The sequence below is a fragment of the Anaerosphaera aminiphila DSM 21120 genome (genome assembly GCF_900129925.1).
In the GTDB taxonomy this organism is placed as follows: Bacteria; Bacillota; Clostridia; order Tissierellales; family Peptoniphilaceae; genus Anaerosphaera; species Anaerosphaera aminiphila.
Window position 1 is genome coordinate 120,906 of sequence record NZ_FQXI01000002.1, and the last position, 19,044, is coordinate 139,949.

At 33.2% G+C, this 19,044-nt stretch carries 15 protein-coding genes and 1 riboswitch; of the genes, 14 read left to right on the plus strand and 1 reads right to left on the minus strand.

Annotation, left to right across the window (positions count from 1 at the left end):
• Positions 1 to 8 precede the first annotated feature (8 nt).
• The 12 genes from BUB47_RS03000 (at position 9) to BUB47_RS03055 (ending at position 15,820) form a co-directional block, all read left to right on the plus strand.
• Entirely contained in the window at positions 9 to 800 is a 792-nt protein-coding gene (locus tag BUB47_RS03000; protein WP_073183622.1) for a putative hydro-lyase, read from the plus strand.
• Positions 801 to 1,185: 385 nt separating this feature from the next.
• Positions 1,186 to 1,953 (plus strand): formate/nitrite transporter family protein, encoded by a 768-nt coding sequence (locus BUB47_RS03005; protein ID WP_073183624.1) that lies wholly within the window; start codon positions 1,186 to 1,188, stop codon positions 1,951 to 1,953.
• A 140-nt stretch (positions 1,954 to 2,093) separates the two neighbouring features.
• A complete protein-coding gene (locus tag BUB47_RS03010) occupies positions 2,094 to 3,497 on the plus strand; it encodes an amidohydrolase (protein ID WP_073183626.1) in 1,404 nt (467 codons plus the stop codon).
• Between the two features lie 205 nt (positions 3,498 to 3,702).
• Entirely contained in the window at positions 3,703 to 4,968 is a 1,266-nt protein-coding gene (locus tag BUB47_RS03015; protein WP_073183627.1) for a Glu/Leu/Phe/Val family dehydrogenase, read from the plus strand.
• 278 nt (positions 4,969 to 5,246) lie between these two features.
• Complete coding sequence (locus tag BUB47_RS03020; protein ID WP_073183629.1) at positions 5,247 to 6,569, plus strand: DUF3798 domain-containing protein; 1,323 nt, start codon at positions 5,247 to 5,249, stop codon at positions 6,567 to 6,569.
• Positions 6,570 to 6,646: 77 nt separating this feature from the next.
• Positions 6,647 to 8,245, plus strand: a complete 1,599-nt coding sequence (locus BUB47_RS03025) for a sugar ABC transporter ATP-binding protein (protein ID WP_073183631.1) — start codon at positions 6,647 to 6,649, stop codon at positions 8,243 to 8,245.
• Entirely contained in the window at positions 8,245 to 9,318 is a 1,074-nt protein-coding gene (locus BUB47_RS03030) for an ABC transporter permease subunit (protein ID WP_073183633.1), read from the plus strand. The genes BUB47_RS03025 and BUB47_RS03030 overlap by 1 nt, the downstream gene beginning before the upstream one ends.
• Positions 9,319 to 10,455, plus strand: a complete 1,137-nt coding sequence (locus BUB47_RS03035) for an ABC transporter permease subunit (protein ID WP_073183635.1) — start codon at positions 9,319 to 9,321, stop codon at positions 10,453 to 10,455.
• A gap of 100 nt (positions 10,456 to 10,555) precedes the next feature.
• Entirely contained in the window at positions 10,556 to 11,491 is a 936-nt protein-coding gene (locus BUB47_RS03040; protein ID WP_073183645.1) for an AEC family transporter, read from the plus strand.
• Between the two features lie 49 nt (positions 11,492 to 11,540).
• Positions 11,541 to 11,634, plus strand: a riboswitch (SAM riboswitch).
• A gap of 95 nt (positions 11,635 to 11,729) precedes the next feature.
• Positions 11,730 to 12,905 (plus strand): methionine adenosyltransferase, encoded by a 1,176-nt coding sequence (gene metK / locus BUB47_RS03045; RefSeq protein ID WP_073183652.1) that lies wholly within the window; start codon positions 11,730 to 11,732, stop codon positions 12,903 to 12,905.
• Between the two features lie 100 nt (positions 12,906 to 13,005).
• Positions 13,006 to 15,195 (plus strand): SF1B family DNA helicase RecD2, encoded by a 2,190-nt coding sequence (gene recD2 / locus BUB47_RS03050; RefSeq protein ID WP_073183654.1) that lies wholly within the window; start codon positions 13,006 to 13,008, stop codon positions 15,193 to 15,195.
• Positions 15,188 to 15,820 (plus strand): ComF family protein, encoded by a 633-nt coding sequence (locus tag BUB47_RS03055; RefSeq protein ID WP_073183656.1) that lies wholly within the window; start codon positions 15,188 to 15,190, stop codon positions 15,818 to 15,820. Before recD2 ends, BUB47_RS03055 begins: the two co-directional genes overlap by 8 nt.
• On the opposite strand, the gene BUB47_RS03060 is transcribed toward BUB47_RS03055, so the two are convergent.
• The gene (locus BUB47_RS03060) at positions 15,801 to 16,736 is read right to left on the minus strand and encodes a YihY/virulence factor BrkB family protein (protein WP_073183659.1); all 936 of its coding nucleotides are present in this window, start codon (positions 16,734 to 16,736) and stop codon (positions 15,801 to 15,803) included. The two genes, BUB47_RS03055 and BUB47_RS03060, sit on opposite strands and share 20 nt — an antisense overlap.
• Before the next feature lie 79 nt (positions 16,737 to 16,815).
• On the opposite strand from BUB47_RS03060, the gene BUB47_RS03065 reads away from it, so the two are divergent.
• Together BUB47_RS03065 and BUB47_RS03070 are read left to right on the plus strand one after the other, a co-directional pair.
• Positions 16,816 to 17,508 (plus strand): response regulator transcription factor, encoded by a 693-nt coding sequence (locus tag BUB47_RS03065; protein ID WP_073183661.1) that lies wholly within the window; start codon positions 16,816 to 16,818, stop codon positions 17,506 to 17,508.
• Positions 17,508 to 18,719 carry a sensor histidine kinase gene (locus tag BUB47_RS03070; protein ID WP_073183663.1) on the plus strand — a complete coding sequence of 404 codons (1,212 nt, stop codon included), beginning with the start codon at positions 17,508 to 17,510 and terminating at the stop codon, positions 18,717 to 18,719. Before BUB47_RS03065 ends, BUB47_RS03070 begins: the two co-directional genes overlap by 1 nt.
• Positions 18,720 to 19,044 lie beyond the last annotated feature (325 nt).

Sequence of the window (19,044 nt, forward strand, 5' to 3'; positions counted from 1 at the left end):
TGAATAAAATGAAAGATTTATCAAAATTGACGCCACAGGAAGCAAGACTTTTAATTAGAGAAAACAAATTAATCGTTCCAACATCAGGAATTAGCAAGGGACATATTCAAGGGAATCTTGCGATTTTACCAAAGGATGTTGCCTTTGACTTTTTAATATTTGCACAGAGAAATCCTAAGCCATGTCCAATATTGGATGTAACAGATATTGGAGATCCTGAGCCAAAATTAATGGCAAAGGGCGGAGATTTAAGATATGACATTCCAAAGTACAGAATATATAAAAAAGGTGAACTAGTTGAAGAAGTAACTGATATTGAAAAATATTGGACAGATGACATGGTTGGCTTTGTAATAGGTTGTTCATTTTCATTTGAATCTGCAATGTTAAATGCGGGAATTCCTGTAAGACACATTGAAGATGAACACAATGTGCCAATGTATCTTACAAATATTGAAACTGTTCCGGCTGGAATGTTCCATGGTAAAATGGTAGTTTCAATGAGACCTGTTCCATATGATCAAGTTGTAAGAGCTGTAACAGTAACTTCAAGGTTTCCATCAGTTCACGGAGCGCCAGTACACGTTGGAGATCCTGCACTAATTGGAATAAAAGACATAGATAAACCGGACTTTGGTGAGAAATCAGAAATAAAAGAGGGAGAAATTCCTGTGTTCTGGGCTTGTGGAGTTACACCACAGTCAATAGCTATGACTTCAAAACCGGAAATTATGATTACACATTCACCAGGATATATGTTAATTTGTGACCCTGTAGATGAAGATTTTTCCGTTTTATAAAAAATATAAAAATAATTAAAGTACTTAGATTATTTTAAAAATTAAATTTTTCGGAGCAGAAAGGCAAATATTTCTGCTCTGTTTTTTTATTAAAGTTTTATCTAAATCTTTGATTTAGTATATAAAACTTATGCAATCTGTTGTCCAAGAACGCAGGTGATTGGGAACAACAGTCTGCAGACCTATAAACAATTTACAAAGTAAATTGGCAGTAAATTTCAACCAATCGAACTTTGTTCTCTTGGGAAATTCTTGCATAAAATCTATGACGAAATCAATGATTTCTATAGATTGTTAGGTTAGGTCATTAATTAGATATATTTTAGACTTATATACTATAGAGTTTAATATTATAATATAATTTAAGTAGATTAGGAGAGAAAATATGTATTCAGGAATAGTCGCAAAATTAGCAAACTTATCAGTTTCAAAAAAGGGTATGTATGAAGAATCTAAATTTAAATATTTAGTTTCAGCTGCAGTGGCAGGTTTTTATGTGGGAATAGGACTTATACTTATGTGTTTGACAATTGCCATTTTTGCACCAGTGAGTTTTCCAATAGTAAAGTTAGTAAATGGATTTATGTTTACATTGGCACTATCTCTAGTGTTAGCAGCAGGTGGAGATTTATTTACAGGAAATGTATTAGTTTTTACTATGGGAGTGCTTAATAAAAAAGTTTCAGCTTTAGATGGAATAAAAATATGTGCATTTTCTTATTTTGGAAACTTTGTAGGTGCACTTGTAATTAGTGGGCTGTACTTTGCTTCGGGTATACCAACTGATGGAATGAGCGATGCAATAGTAAACCTTGCAATGACTAAAGTCAGCTATGATGTAGTACCTCTTATATTTAAGGGAATACTGTGTAATGTACTAGTGTGTTTAGGAGTTTTATCCTATAACAAATTGGAAAATGAAGCGGCAAAATTAATGATGGTGTTTTGGTGTATACTTCCATTTGTCGCATTGGGCTTTGAACATAGCATAGCAAATATGACTTGTTTTACTTTGGCTAGAATGTTGTCACCGGAACTTACCTTTGGAATGATGTTTAAGAATTTAATACCTGTAACAATTGGAAATATAATTGGGGGAATGTTAGTGGCAATTCCGTACCATATTATGGGTTCAAATAAACAGAAAAATTAGTATGAGCACTTCAAAAAGAAGTGCTTTTTTTATAGGGAAATTTGATTTAGCCCATTAATATAGTATTATAGTATATAGAGTATAAAAAAATTAAAATTGAATTACATAATAGAGGTTAAATATTTTAAAAGAGGTGTGAAATGAAAGATAATTATTTTAAAGAATTAAAAGAACTTAGTTCAAAAATTTGGGACTACTCAGAAATTAAATTTAAAGAGTATAAGTCAGTAGAATCAATGATTAAACTTTTAAAAGATGAGGGATTTAGCGTAGAGGAAAATCTAGCGGGAATTCCAACTGCATTTTCTGCAAGTTATGGCTCAGGAAAACCTGTAATTGGAATTTTAGGAGAGTTTGATGCACTTTCAGGAATGAGTCAAGTTGAAAACAGCTACGAAAAACAATCGGCAGAAGTAAGAGAAAATGGGCATGGCTGTGGACACCATTTACTGGGAGTTGCGGGAATAGGTGCGGTTTTAAATGTAAGAGACTATGTAAGAGAAAATAATAAAGAGGGAACTATTGTATACTATGGCTGTCCAGGGGAAGAAGGCGGCTCAGGAAAGGCATTTATGGTAAAAAATGGAATCTTTGATGGTGTTGACATTGCACTTACTTGGCATCCATATAATGTAAATGCAGTAATGAGTGGCTCTATGCTTGCAAATATTCAAGTTGTAGTTAACTTTAAGGGAATATCCTCTCATGCAGCCGCATCTCCAAATCTTGGAAGAAGTGCCTTAGATGCACTGGAAATAGTAAATATAGGAGTTAACTTTTTAAGAGAGCATATAAAAGACGAAGAGAGAATACACTATGCAATAACAGATACAGGTGGAATTTCTCCAAATGTAGTTCAAGCCAGTGCAAGTGGACTTTATTTGATTCGTGCCAAGACAACTGAAGATGTAAAAAAACTCTATGAGAGATTTATAAAAATTGTAAAGGGAGCTGCACTGATAACTGAAACAGAGTATGAAATTATATTTGACAAGGCTTGTTCGCATGTAGTTCCAAATACTGTACTTGAAAAATTAATATACAATAGCTTTAAAAAAGTTGGAATTTCAAATTATAGCGAAGAAGATGAAAAAATAGCAAGTGAGTATAGAAAAACTTTTACTGAAGATGATATAAAAGGTGAGATGTTATTGGGATTAGCAGAAGATCCCGTAGAACTTCTGGAATATTTAAATGAAAATGTTTTATTTAAAAGACTTCAAGAATATGCACACAGTGAAAAGACCTTCATGGGTTCAACAGACGTGGGAGATGTAAGTAATGTAGTTCCAACTGCTCAGGCAATGGTAGCTTGTTTTGCAATAGGAACACCGGGGCACTCTTGGCAAGAAGTTTCACAGGGAAAGACTGACTATGCATTTAAAGGGATGAAAACGGCAGCAGATGTCATGGGAGAGTCTGCAATTGCAGCTTTTGAAGATCCGGAAATAATAGTAGATGCAAAGGAAGAATTGGCAAAAAGGCATAATTATAAGGCTTTTGAGAGCCCTATTCCAGATGGTGCAAAGCCACATATTGGGTAGCGTTGTAAGAGTTCTGTGATAAAATATTGTATTATGTAAAATAACCTTTGCAAGGTTGAAAATGTAGTTTCTCTTTGTTATAATTAGTTTGTATGAAAAAAGGCTACCACATAGTGTAGTAGCAAAAATTAGAATATTGTTCTAAAGGTAAGTTTGAATTTACATAGATTTACCTCGAATAGTTAAAAAAGAAGGAGTGTTTAATATGACAGATACTTTAAATCCACTAGAATCTGCACAAGAAAAAGTAAGAATCGCATGTGAAAAATTAGGTACTGATCCAGCAGTTTATGAACTACTAAAAGAACCTAAGAGAGTTATTGAAGTTACTATTCCGGTTAAAATGGATGATGGCTCAGTAAAAACTTTTAAAGGTTGGAGAAGTGTTCACTCAGACGCTGTAGGACCTGGTAAAGGTGGAGTACGTTTCCATCCAGATGTAAACATGGACGAAGTTAAAGCACTTTCACTTTGGATGACTTTCAAAGGTGGAGCATTAGGACTTCCATACGGTGGAGGAAAAGGTGGAATCAGTGTTGATCCATCAGAATTATCAGAAAGAGAATTAGAACAACTTTGCAGAGGATATATAAGAGGAATTCATAAATATCTTGGCGAAAGAATAGATATCCCAGCTCCAGATGTTGGAACTAACGGTCAAGTTATGAGCTGGTTCATGGACGAATATGCTGCACTTAATGGCGGTAATATGGACATGGGAACTTTCACTGGTAAACCAGTTGCATTTGGTGGATCAGAAGGAAGAAACGAAGCTACAGGATTTGGTGTAGCTGTAGTTACTAGAGAAGCTGCTAAGAGATTTGGCATTGATATTTCTACTGCTAAAATTGCAGTTCAAGGTTTCGGAAACGTTGGATCTTTCACAGTTAAAAACATTGAAAGACAAGGCGGAAAAGTATGTGCAATTGCTGAATGGGACAAAAAAGAAGGCAACTACGGACTTTACAATGAGTCAGGAATTGACTTTAAAGAACTATTAGCATACAAAGAAGCTAATAAAACTATTCTTGGATTCCCAGGAGCAACAAAAATTTCTGCAGAAGACTTCTGGACAAAAGAATATGATATCTTAATTCCAGCAGCTCTAGAAAATGCTATTACAGGCGAAGTTGCTAAAAAATTAAACGTAAAATTAGTTTGTGAAGCAGCTAATGGCCCTGTAACTCCAGAAGGAGATGCAGTTCTAGCAGAAAGAGGAATTAACTTAACTCCAGATATTTTAACTAACTCAGGTGGAGTAGTAGTATCTTACTACGAATGGGTACAAAACCAATACGGATACTATTGGTCAGTAGCTGAAGTTGAAGAAAAACAAGAAGCTGACATGATGAAAGCTGTTGGTGGAGTATTTGGCGTAGCTGATGAATTTAACGTTTCTCTAAGAGAAGCTGTTTATATGTACGCTATTAAATCAATAGATGAAGCTATGAAATTAAGAGGATGGTATTAATTTATATACCATACTAAGTAAAGAGAAGTTGGTACTTTAAGTACTAGCTTCTTTTTTTTATGCAAATTTTACCTTAATACTATAAAAATTAGGAAAAAGCAATTTAAAAACCAAACTATAGGTAAAAACTATGGATATGATAGATTAAATTAATTATTACGATTGTGTGACAAAATCTAATATTTTCCTTTGACACCCCTATATAAGTGTGATAGTATACCCATAATGTATTAGTTTAAAGTGGTATAATTTATAAAAATATTTAGTGAGGTGGGAGTATGAAAGGGAATTATAAGAAGATTATTTCTCTAGGACTTGTTTTTGTTATGATGTTAAGCCTTGTAGCTTGTGGGAAAACTGACAATACAAACAAGGGAAATGAGAAAGCAGCAACAGAGGGAAGCGAAGCAGAATATCACATTGGTATAGTTACAGGAACTGTAGCTCAAAGTGAAGACGAGCTAAGAGCAGCAGAAAAGGCAATTGAACTATATGGCGACGCTAGTAGCGGCGGAATGATTGTTCACGATACTTATCCAGATAACTTTATGGCTGAGCAAGAAACGACTATTTCTAAAATTACAGCTATGGCAGATGATCCACTGATGAAGGCAATTATAGTTAACCAATCAGTACCGGGAACAACTGCAGCTTTTGAACAAGTTAGGGCAAATAACCCTGATATTTTATTAATTAACCTTGTTCCTCAAGAAGACACAGCTATGATTGAAGAAGCATCAGATTTAATTATTGACGCTGACAACATTTCAAGGGGATATAGAATTATAGCAGCAGCTAAGGAAATGGGAGCAACTAAATTTGTTCACATATCTTTCCCAAGACATATGAGTATTGAACTTCTAGCACTTAGACGTGCAATAATGGAAGAAGCGTGTAAAGACTTAGGTGTAGAGTTTATATCTGAAACAGCACCAGATCCAACAAGTGACGTTGGTATTCCAGGAGCACAACAATTTATTGCTGAAAAAATTCCAGCTTGGATTGAAAAATATGGCAAAGACACAGCTTTCTTCTGTACAAATGATGCTCATACAGAGCCACTTTTAAGAGGAATTGCAGCAGGTGGAGCAATATTTGTAGAGCAAGACTTACCTTCTCCAATAATGGGATACCCTGGAGCATTCTCTATAGATCTTGAAAAAGAAGCAGGAGATTGGCCGGCAATTAATGAAAAAGTAGACCAAGCAGTTATTGAAGCAGGTGGAGCAGGAAGAATGGGATCTTGGGCTTATTCTCTAGGATACTCAAACACTCTTGGGGCAGTAGATTTAGTTATTGATGTACTTGATGGTAAAAAAGAATTGACAAATATTGACGATATAAAATCTTCAATTGGCAAGTATACAGAAGGTGCAAATTGGATGGGAACTTACTATGTTGACAGAGCAACAGGAGAAGAAAAAACAAATCACGTTTTAGTTTCTCAAGACACATATGTATATGGTAAGGGATACACTGAAGAGACAAAAGATGATTATGTATATGGAAATGGATACTTGGGAATGGATAAAATAGAAGTTCCTGAAAAATATATGAATATGAACGTTGATCTTGAAGCAATTCAACAAGAAGGTCAATAAAATAAAGTATAGTAATTATAGAACCAGTGGACATATATCTGGCCATTGGTTCTTTTTAATTAAAGAGGTGATATTGGTTGGAAGAAGTTTTATTACAGGCTAAAAATGTAGGGAAGAGTTTTGGCGAAAATACAGTTTTAAGAGATGTGAACTTTGAGCTTGGAAAGGGAAAAATCTTAGGACTAGTTGGGGAAAATGGAGCTGGAAAATCGACACTTATGAATATTATCTTTGGTATGGGTGTAATAGCCGATACTGGTGGATATGACGGTGAGATTTTACTAGATGGAAAGAAAATTGACTTTAAAAATCCAATTGATGCACTAAATGCAGGAGTGGGCATGGTTCATCAGGAATTTAATTTAATTCCAGGATTTACAGTTGCAGAAAATATTACACTGAATATGGAAGAGACAAGTGGAAGTGTAGTATCAAAGGTATTGGGAAGTAAATATGCAATTATAGATGAAAAGGCAAATCTAACTATTTCAGGAAATTCACTGGATACACTGGGTGTTGACATAAATCCACAAGAGTATGTAAGTGAAATGCCGGTGGGACATAAACAATTTATTGAAATCGCAAGAGAGATTACTAGAAAAGACGTAAAACTTATTATAATGGATGAGCCAACTGCAGTTTTAACAGAAACTGAAGCGGATATTTTAATAGAAGCTCTAAAGAAATTGGCGTCTATAGGAATTTCTATAATATTTATATCACATAGGCTGAGAGAAATTTTAACAGTTTGTGACGATATAATAGTTCTAAGAGATGGCCTTGTAGTTGAAAACAAGCCGTCAAAAGAATTAAATATTGATGAGATTGCAAGACTTATGGTTGGTCGAGGCGATGGAGAAAATGAAAAAGTTGTTCAAAAAGACAGAAAAGCTTTAGATGAGAACAATATTATAATGGACATTGAAAATCTTTGGGTGGACATGCCTGGTGAACAAGTAGTAGATGTAAGTGCAAAAATAGTTGCAGGAGAAATTTTTGGAATAGCAGGACTTGCAGGACAGGGAAAACTTGGAATACCAAATGGAATTTTGGGCACTTATCCCGTAGGTGGAAAAGTTAAATTTAAAGGCGAGGACTTAAAACTTGGAGACACTCTTAGTATTTTAAAGAGAAGAGTTGCCTTTGTATCAGAGGATAGACGTGGAGTTGGACTGCTATTAGAAGAGCCTATCTACTGGAATGTGGCCTTTAATGCAATGCAAGTTCAAGATAAATTTTTAAAGAAAATAATGGGAATAAAATTTAGAGATGAAGCAAAGATGAAAGAAGTTGCAGATGAGTATATAGAAACTCTTGCAATTAAAACTACAGGTTCAGGAGAAAAAGCACAAAATCTGTCAGGTGGAAATCAACAAAAAGTCTGTCTTGCAAAGGCATTTGCCATGGAACCGGAGTTGTTATTTGTATCAGAGCCAACTAGGGGAATAGATATTGGAGCTAAAGAGTTAGTGTTAGACGCTCTAAAAAAGACAAATATAGAAGATGATACTACTATAATTATGATTTCATCAGAGTTAGAAGAACTTAGATCAATTTGCGACAGAATTGCAGTAATTTGTGAGGGCAAGATTGCGGGAATACTTTCTCCGGACAATTCTCCTGAAAAATTTGCACTGCTAATGAGTGGGGAGTCTATAGAAGGGGGAGATAACTAATGTATAAACGACAAAGTTTTATTAAAAAGTTTGGTTGGCCAAGAGTAATTATCGCTTTATTTTTACTGGCACTTTTTATAGTATCTCCAATGATAGGTGTTGGAATAGACCAATCACTTAGTGACGTAGTAGGTAGATTTGGAATGTTTTCAGTGCTTGTACTTTCTATGGTTCCAATGATTCAATCAGGTTGTGGACTTAACTTCGGTATTCCAGTTGGAATAATAGCCGGAATTTTAGGTTCAGTTACAAGTATTGAATTTGGATTTAGCGGAATCATGGGAATTTTAATGGCAATGCTTATTGGAACATTTTTTGCTTTAATATTTGGTGCACTATATGGAGCTCTATTAAATAAAATCAAGGGCGATGAAATGTTAATTGCAACTTATGTAGGCTACTTTTTTGTGGCACTTATGAGTATTATGTGGATTATATTGCCTTATAAAAATCCTGTAAGTGTAATGAGTTATGGGGGAAGTGGACTTCGTCAACAAATTCCCGTATCTGACTACTGGATGAATAAAACTATATTTGCAGATGGAACAAGTAAGACTGTTGGAATTTTATCAGGATTATTTGATATAGAAATAACTCCAAGTTTTGTTATTCCAACTGGAATGATACTGTTCTTTGCACTTATGGCATTTATTGTATGGGCATTTTTTAAAACTAAGCTTGGAACAAGTATTACTGCTGTAGGCTCTAATCCTGAATATGCCAAAGCATCAGGTATTAATATTAACAAGATGAGACTAATTTCTGTAATGTTTTCAACTGTTCTTGCAGCAATAGGAATTATAGTTTATCAACAGAGCTATGGATATATTCAGCTCTATACATCTCCACTTTCATTTACATTTCAATCAGTTGCAGCTATTTTAATAGGTGGGGCAAGTTTAAACAAGGCATCAATAGTAAATGTAATTGTGGGAACAATACTGTTTCAAGGAATACTGACAATGACTCCAACTGTAATAAATGGAGCTTTAAACATAGATATTTCAGACGTACTGCGTATGATAGTTACTAATGGAATGATACTTTATGCAATGACAAGGAGGAACGATTAAATGAATAAAAATATAAGAAGATTTTTAAGCAGATATATGGTTCCTATCTTATTTATAATTATCTGTGGAGCAGGTATAATTATAGCTAAGCCGCCATTGTCATATTTAACAGGTGAACTTGCAAGAAGAATGGTTAGAAACTCATTTTTAGTGTTGTCTTTAATTATTCCGATTCTTGCAGGAATGGGTATTAACTTTGGAATTCCACTGGGAGCTATGGCAGGGCAAATTGGACTTATATTTGTAACTGATTGGGGCGTAACGGGAGTTGCGGGAATAATGCTTGCAGCATTAGTTGGAACACCTATAGCAATACTTCTGGGAAATTTTTCAGGTAGAATAATGAACAGAGCAAGAGGAAGAGAAATGATTACTTCTATGATTTTATCTTTCTTTACACTTGGATTATATATGCTATTTTTACTATATTTCTGTGGTTCGCTAATTCCATTTAGAAATAAAAAAATAATATTGTCACAGGGCTATGGTATAAAAAATGCCTTAAAACTTGATGTGGCAAAGGGATTAGACAACTTGTTAAATTTCAAAGTGAACTTTGCTATAATGGGTGAAAAAGTAGTATTTGAAATACCTGTTGTGACAATTTTAGTAATAGCAGTGCTATGCGTGTTTATTATATGGTTTAAGAAAACTAAAATAGGTCACGATATGAGAGCTGTTGGACAAGACCAAAAAGTATCTGGAAATGCAGGACTTAACACCGATAAGATAAGAATTCAGTCAATAGTTATTTCCACAGTACTGGCTTGTTATGGTCAAATAATATATCTACAAAATATAGGAACATTAAACACCTATGCAGGTCAAGATCAAGCAGCATTATATGCAGCAGCGTCACTCTTAGTTGGAGGAGCAAGTGTATCTAAGGCATCTATTCCAAATGCAATATTTGGAACTGCACTATTTCACTTGATGTTTATAGTAATGCCTCAAGCAGGCAAGGCATTGACTGGAGATGCAATGATTGGAGAGTACTTCAGAACATTTTTAAGTTATGGAGTAGTTACAATTGCTCTAATAATGCACGCCTATGAAAGACAAAAGGAAATAGAAGAAAATAGAATACTAAGTAGAGCAAGTGCCAATAGACAAAAAGTTAAGGCAAAGGCTGAATAGTATTTTAAGGAGACATAGTTTTTAAATTATGTCTCTTTTTGTTTTAAAGTGAGTTTACTTATTGATAGAGCTATTATATAATTTACTTTAGGAGTGTGCTATGGAAAATTTAACGTTGGGCTTAAATATAATCTTTCCTGTGTTTTTTGTTATATTCATAGGATTTTTTTTAAAACAGAGAAATATAATAGATGAGAATTTTGTATCCAAGAGTACCACTCTTGTTTTTTATGTGGCTCTTCCTGCGAAGATGTTTTTTGATATAAAAAATTCCAGTGTGGATTCAATTGATGTTAAATATACTTTGTATTTGCTTTTGGCAACATTGGCAGTATTTTCGCTGTCTTGGTTTTTTGGAAGATTTTTTATTAAAGATGATAAAAAACTTTCTGCATTTGTACACTGTTCATATAGGTCAAATTTTATATACATAGGAATGCCAATACTTGATTTGATTTTTGATGGGGATGTAATGGATTCCGTAATAGTTGTATTAGTATTTGGACTAACACTTTACAATATGCTTGCAATAATACTTTTAACTTACTACAGTGACTCTAAGTTGACATTTAAGGGATTTTTTTTAAAAGTGTTAAAAAACCCAATGATAATTTCAGTTTGTTTAGGGCTGGTTGCAAAGTTTATAAATCTTCCTATTTACAGTGGTATAGAAGATGGAGCTACATTAGTATCTACTCTTTCAACTCCATTATCTCTAATATTAATAGGTGGATCTTTAAATTTTAAAAAGAGCAAGTCGGATAATGTGATAATAGTATTTAGTACTTTAATTAAAAATGTTGTAGGTGCAGCGATTTTTATACCTATAGGATATTTTATGGGCTTTAGTTCTTCGCAATTAGTAGTTGCTTATTTATTTTTTGCAACACCCTGTGCAGTAAATTGTTTTATAATGGGAAAACAAATGGGTTCAGATGCCGTATTGACATCAAAAATAGTAACGGCTTCCTTTGCATTTTCAATAATTTCCTATACAGTGGGAATAGCGCTATTAAACAATTTTGGGATAATATAGTTTACATTATTATTTCTTAGTGATATACTAAATTGACAATTTAATTTAAACCTTATTGAGAGTGGTGGAGTGAATGGGCACGATGAAACCCGGCAACCTTTTATGTGGTGCCAAATCCCACAGAGAAATCTGGAAGATAAGGACATTTATTGCCTTTTCCTCTGGATGAGGTTTTTTTATTTGAATTTTAAGCAAATGCTATGATTTGCAGAGTATTAAATGCTTTAGGAGGTAAAAAATGGACAGGTGGTTATTTACATCTGAATCAGTTACAGAGGGACACCCTGATAAGGTATGTGACCAAATATCTGATGCTGTTTTAGATGCAATATTAGAAAAAGATAAAAATGCCAGAGTCGCTTGTGAAACTGTGGCTACAACAGGATTAATTTTAATTACTGGAGAAATTTCCACAAAAACATATGTTGATTTTACATCAGTAGTTAGAAATACATTAAAAGAAATAGGATACGATAGGGCAAAAATTGGTTTTGACTATGAAACTTGCTCAGTTCTAAGTGCAATTAAAGAGCAGAGCCCGGATATTGCTCTAGGGGTAGATAGATTTAAGCAAGATGAGGGAATAGATGAGTTAGATTCTTTTGGAGCAGGGGATCAAGGTATGATGTTTGGATATGCTTGCAATGAAACAAAGGAGTATATGCCACTTCCAATTTCTCTAGCCCATAAGATGGCAAAGAGACTTACTGAAATAAGAAAAGACCACACACTTGACTATCTTAGACCTGATGGAAAAACTCAAGTTACTATAGAATATGAAAATGGAATTCCTCTTAGAATTGAAAACGTAGTAGTTTCTACACAGCACAATCCTGAGGTGGATTTAGAAACTATAAGAGAAGATATTTTAAGAGAAGTTATATTAAAAGTTGCTCCGGAAAATATGATAGATGAAAATACAAAGTACTATGTAAATCCAACGGGAAGATTTGTATTGGGCGGTCCAATTGCAGATGCAGGGCTTACCGGTAGAAAGATAATTGTAGACACTTACGGTGGATATGCCCGTCATGGCGGTGGAGCTTTTTCAGGAAAAGATCCAACTAAAGTGGATAGGTCAGCTACTTACTATGCAAGATATATTGCTAAAAATATAGTGGCTTCAGGACTTGCAGATAAGTGTGAAATAGGACTTGCATATGCAATTGGAATTGCAAGGCCAACTTCAATTTATGTGGAAACTTTTGGAACAGGCAAGTTATCCGATAATGAAATAGAAAAAATAGTTGAAGAAAATTTTGATGCAAGACCGGCTGCAATAATAAAAAATCTGGACTTACTAAGACCGATTTATAAACAGACAGCAGCTTATGGACATTTTGGCAGAGATGATTTAGACCTTCCATGGGAAAAGTTGGACAAAGTTGAGACACTAAGAGAATATTTAAAGTAAATAGGAGATACTAAGTAAATTACTTAGTATCTTTTATAAAATGTACTTATAATCTTTTATTATTCATTTCTTTATAATACAATTAGTCTAGGAGAGTACAATGATTGAAATTAATGGAATAGTAGAAAAAATTATATATAGAAATGAAGAAAATGGATACACTGTTGCAGTGTTTTCCTCAGAAAATGAGAGTTTGACCATTGTGGGAAATTGTATAGAGCTTAAAACTTCAATGGAATATGAGCTAAAGGGAGATTTTATTCACCATAAAAAGTATGGCGAACAGTTTCAAATTCAGGAAGTAAGTGAAATACTTCCCCAATCTGAGAAGGGTATTATAAAATATCTGTCTAGTGGAATAATTCCCTTTATAGGAGAAAAAACTGCAAAAAAAATAGTGGATTCTTTTAAAGAGGAAACTTTAAAAATAATAGAGGAAAATCCTGAAAGATTACTTGAAATTGATGGAATAGGACCACAAAAATTTGAAAAGATAAAAAGTGCTCTAAGTGAAAATAAAGATCTTAGAGAAATTATGATTTTTTTAAATAAATATGATTTGGGCACAAGTCTTGCTATGAAAATATACAAAGAATACGATGCAATGGCAATTGACGTAATAAGAGAAAACCCCTATAGGTTGGCTGAGGACATAAAGGGCATAGGTTTTAAAAAAGCAGATGGCATTGCAAGGTCAATGGGATTTAAAGAAGACTCTCAAGATAGAAAACGGGCTGCATTAAAATATACTCTTTCAATGGCAGCTCTAGAAGGGCACAGCTTTCTTCCAAAAGACGTCTTAATAAAGAGAACTAAAAAGCTAATAAACTCTAGCGATGAAGATTTGGAAAGTGAAATAGGAAAACTTTCTCTAGATGACAGATTTTTTATTGAGAAGACAGAAGATGAAGTAAATTGTTACTATGCACCATATTTAAGAGCGGAGAATTACATTGCCGGAAAGTTAAATGAAATTGTAAACTATAAATTTGATGATTCTATGGAAATTTCTGACTATCTAAAGGGAATTGAAGAAAAGCAAAATTTTAAATTTGCAAAAAATCAAAGTTTGGCAGTAGAAGAAGCTGTAAAAAATGGAATGCTTATAATAACAGGCGGACCGGGAACCGGAAAGACTACCACACTTAAGGCCATTATAGAAATTTTTGAGCTAATGGAGAAAAAGGTGTTACTTGCTGCGCCCACAGGACGTGCTGCAAAGAGAATGAAACAAGCCACATCAAGAGATGCATCTACTATTCACAAACTCTTGGAAATAGGTTTTTCCAACGATGAGAGTATAAACTATGGATATGAAGAAGAAAATTTAATAGAGTGTGATGTGTTAATAGTAGATGAAGTGAGTATGGTAGATTTAATGCTTATGAATACTTTACTTCACTCAATAAAGTTGGGAACCAGATTAATTTTAGTTGGAGATAAAGATCAACTTCCGTCAGTGGGAGCAGGGAACGTTCTGGCTGATTTAATTGAAAGTGGAAAAATTAAAGTTGTAAATTTAAATGAGGTCTTTAGACAATCTGAAGAGTCTATGATAATAGAAAATGCTCACTTGATAAACAGTGGCAAGCCGCCTAAAATAACAAATAATAGAGAGTTCTTCTTAATAAATGAGTCAGATGAAAATATGTCATTAAATACTATTTCAGAGCTTGTAAGTAAGAGACTTCCCAACTACTATGGTATTGAAAGCAAAGAAATTCAAGTGCTTTCACCTATGAAAAAGGGAGTGGTGGGAGTGGCGAATTTAAATAGGACACTACAAAAAACGCTAAACCCAAAGGGAAGTGAAATTTTAGTTGGAGAAAATATTTTAAGGCTTGGCGATAAGGTCATGCAGACTAAAAACAATTACAACCTTGAATTTAGAATAGAGTCGGATTTTTATGTAGAAGATGGGAAAGGTGTATTTAATGGAGATATTGGATATATAGTTGAAGTGGATGAAGAAGACAGGTCTGTAGTAGTGCTATATGACGATGTAAAAAAAGTTAAATACGAATATAGCGACATAGATGATTTAATGCTAGCCTATGCCTCTACTATTCACAAATCTCAGGGTTCTGAATTTCCAATAGTTATAATTCCTCTACACTACGCACCATATATACTCTTAACCAGAAATTTAATCTACACTGCAATTACCAGAGCAAAACAAGCTGTAGTATTAGTTGGAGAGTATAAGTACTTGGACATAATGATAAAAAATAACAGAGTGTCTAAGAGATATTCAAATTTGTGTAAAAAGCTGGTAGATTTTAATGTTTAAAGAAGTGCAAGTACTGAAGAAAAAATGTGCGTTTTGTGATTCCAAAGAACTATACAAATATGGAATTTGCGAAACTTGCTATGACAATTTAAATTTAAATATATCTTTTTACAAGAAGTTTAAGTATGTAGATGAAATTTATATAGGCTGTGAATATGACAGCTTCTTAAGAGATAAAATGGTGAAGTTTAAATTTAAAGATGAGACATATCTATATAGTTTTTTTGGGGAGCTGTTAATTGGAAAACTTTTGAAAAATAATTTGCATAAAAATTATGAAACCATTACTTCAGTTCCAATGCACAAGACTTCCCTAAAGAAGAGGGGATACAATCAAAGTGAATTAATTGCCAAATACATTTCAGAAAACACACTAATAGACTATAGACCTCTTCTTAAAAAAAATAGCGAAACCAGAGAACAAGTGGAGTTGTCTTCTTTTGATCGAGGGGAGAATTTAAGGGGAGTTTTTAGCTGTAGAAAAGCTGTAGATGGAAAGAGTGTTATTATAGTAGATGACGTAATTACAACGGGGTCTACTATAGAAGAATTGGCAAAAGTATTAAAGGAAGCAGGCGCGAAAAAAGTAGCTGCATTAGTAGTAGCTACTCGTCAATCATTTTAATTAAATTTTTTAGTACAGACTCTTTTCTTTGAAGTATGTCTGTATTTTTTTCGCTGTACATTGAAAAGAGAATTGCATTTATTTCTCCGCCAAGTAGTATAATCATGTTCATAAGCCATATCCAAATTAAAAGCACTATAATACTTCCAATAGAACCGTAGGTAATAGAGTAGTTGCTAAAATTCTTCACATAATATCCAAAGAGTTTAGTTACAAAAATTGATCCGAAAGTTGCAATAACAGCTCCGGGGATTGAGACTTTAAACTTTACAGTTCGTCTGAGCTTTGGATCTAAGCTGTACCTATATAAGAGCACTAACATGACAATTATATATAAAATTGGAAAAAATAAACTTAAAGAATTCCAAGTGGATAAAACTGCACTGTCTAAATTAAAATAATCTACAATTCTCTCAACTATTAAATCTCCAAAGACTTGAGTTGAAAGTAGGAGCATAATCATAAAAATCAAAGCCAGTGTAAATACAAATGCAATTGCCTTGGCCTTAAAAAAGTTTCTCTTGTCCTTTGAACCGTAAGCTAAATTTATATTTTTCATAATTTGTTTTATAATAGTTGAAGAAGTCCACAGACCCAAGATCACAGATATTGAGAAGAGGCCTCCGGAACTGGTAGTGTTAATTTCACTTATAAAATTTATCACTATGTCCTTTGCATATTGAGGAATGTATTCTAAGTAGCTTAGAAGTGTCTCTGAACTTAAAATATCTGTAAAGTTAATTGCATTTAACAGTGCAATTAAAAATGGAAATAAAGATAGAATGGTAAAATATACTAAGCTTGCACTAATTTCAAAAATTCTATGTTCCAGAAATCTGTATGTCAACTTATCAAAAAATATAAAGATGCTATTGTCTTGGTATTTATATATTATTTTTTTAAGAAAATCAAGCATTTTACCACCTCATAATGTAAAATTATACCATAAAAAATTCTAATATGGTAAAATGAAAAAGTAAAGAAAGGGGAATACTATGAGTTATAATATTCTTGTTTGTGATGATGAAAAAGATATAGTCTTAGCAATAGAAATATATTTAAAAGCAGAAAGCTATGAAGTTTTTAAAGCTTATAATGGATTAGAAGCACTAAAAATATTGGAAGAGGAGCAAATTCACTTAGTTATAATGGATTTGATGATGCCCGGAATGGATGGAATTTCCACAATATTAAAGATAAGAGAACAGAAGAACATTCCAATTATAATACTATCAGCTAAATCTGAGATAACTGATAAGATAATAGGGTTAAATGTGGGGGCAGATGACTACATTGTAAAGCCCTTTAATGCAATAGAACTGGTTGCCAGAGTAAATTCAGTGTTAAGACGATTTACCACACTTGGAAGTGCGGAAATAGACAAAGACGTCTACAGCATTGGAAGAGTTACAATAAATGACAGCTCAAAAGAAGTGCTAGTAGATAATGTGTCTGTGAGTTTAACACCCTATGAATACAAAATTTTGCTCTTGCTAATAAGGAACAAGTCCAAAGTGTTTAGTTCAGATGAAATATATAAAGAAGTTTGGGAAGAAGAAGCCCACGATGTAAAAAAAGTAATTTCAGTTCACATATCGCATTTGAGAGATAAAATTGAAATTAATCCCAGAAAGCCCGACTTAATAAAAAGTGTCTATGGAATGGGATATAAGATAGAGGAAAAATAATGGCTTCTGTAAAAAGTATAAAATTGGAGCTAAAAGAGGCCTATAGATATATTAGAGATGATATTGACTTGGAGTGGGTTTTGCTAAACTGTCTAATAATGGGTTCTTTAATATATGGAAAAATTGGCTACTATTCAGGTTTATTGATTTTTTTAGGCGTAGTGATTATAAAGTTGTTTTCTAAAAATTTAATAAACTCAATATTTACTTTAAAGTTAGCACTTGAATCAGAAAAAAATAAGATGTACTTGGTGTTTGTATTTTTAAATTTATTTATGGGAATGCTGCTAATTCAAATTGACTACTCGGGTTTTGCAAGTTTTTTAGTATTAGTGGTAATCAGAATAGTACTGGGAATTGAAAATATGTACACTCAAAATTTAATACTCACAGACTTAATAGAGGACTTATATAATTGGGGCGAAATTAGTGAAGTTCCATCACTGGCGTCAAAAAAAACAGTTGAGAGTTCAAAGTTTTTAAAATCTATTAAAGAGCAAATAAGAGAATCTGTAGAAAAGCAAATGGAGACAGAGTATTTAAAAACAGAGTTAATAACAAATATTTCTCATGATTTAAAGACACCACTTACATCAATAGTAAATTATACAGACATACTTGGGAAAAAAGACGTAATGGATGAAGAAGCTAGGGAATATGTTAAAGTACTTGGTAGAAATTCAGAGCGGTTAAAAAACTTAGTAATAGATTTAATTTATGCTTCAAAGACCGGATCCGGCGATGTAAAAGTGGAAAAGGGATTTATAGATTTTAATGAATTGGTATCTCAAATATATGGCGATTTTGACGAAGTACTGAAGCGAAAAAATGTAGAATTTATATATAACTATGGAGATAGAGAAATATCTCTGTACTCAGATGGAAATATACTCTCCAGAATTATACAAAATTTAATTTCCAACGCCTATAAGTACTCAAAAGAGGGAACGCAGATAATTGCAAATGCAGAGTGTACAGATGAATATATTTTCTTTTCTATGGAAAATATATCCAATACTGAAATAAAGTTAAGTGAAAAAGATCTATTTAACGAACTTGTAAAGTCGGAAAAATCCAGAAACACTGAAGGTTCAGGGCTGGGACTTTATATAGCTAAAAACCTAACAGAGATACTTGGAGGAAATTTATTTTTAAAAATGGAAGACAATGTATTTAAAGTATATTTAAAATTAAAGAGAGACCTATCTTAAAAAGCAGCCTACTTGTCTGCTTATATTCTTTTGATAAAATATTTAAAAATTATTAACATTTAAAAGTTATTAAAATAATATTGAGACATTAAATTTTTAAAGCGTTTCAAGGGTGTAACAGTAAATTTTATGACGAAATCTTGCCGTAGTTTTCAACCAAGTCTTTCAGCCTTGGGAAAACTTGACATTGGACCTACAACGAAATCAAAGATTTCTGTTAGGTCTCAAAGCGTTTCAAGGGTGTAGCAGTAAATTCTATCCACTCGCTAATGCTCGTGGAGAATTCTTGCATAAAATCTATGACAGAACTAAAGTTCCTATAGAT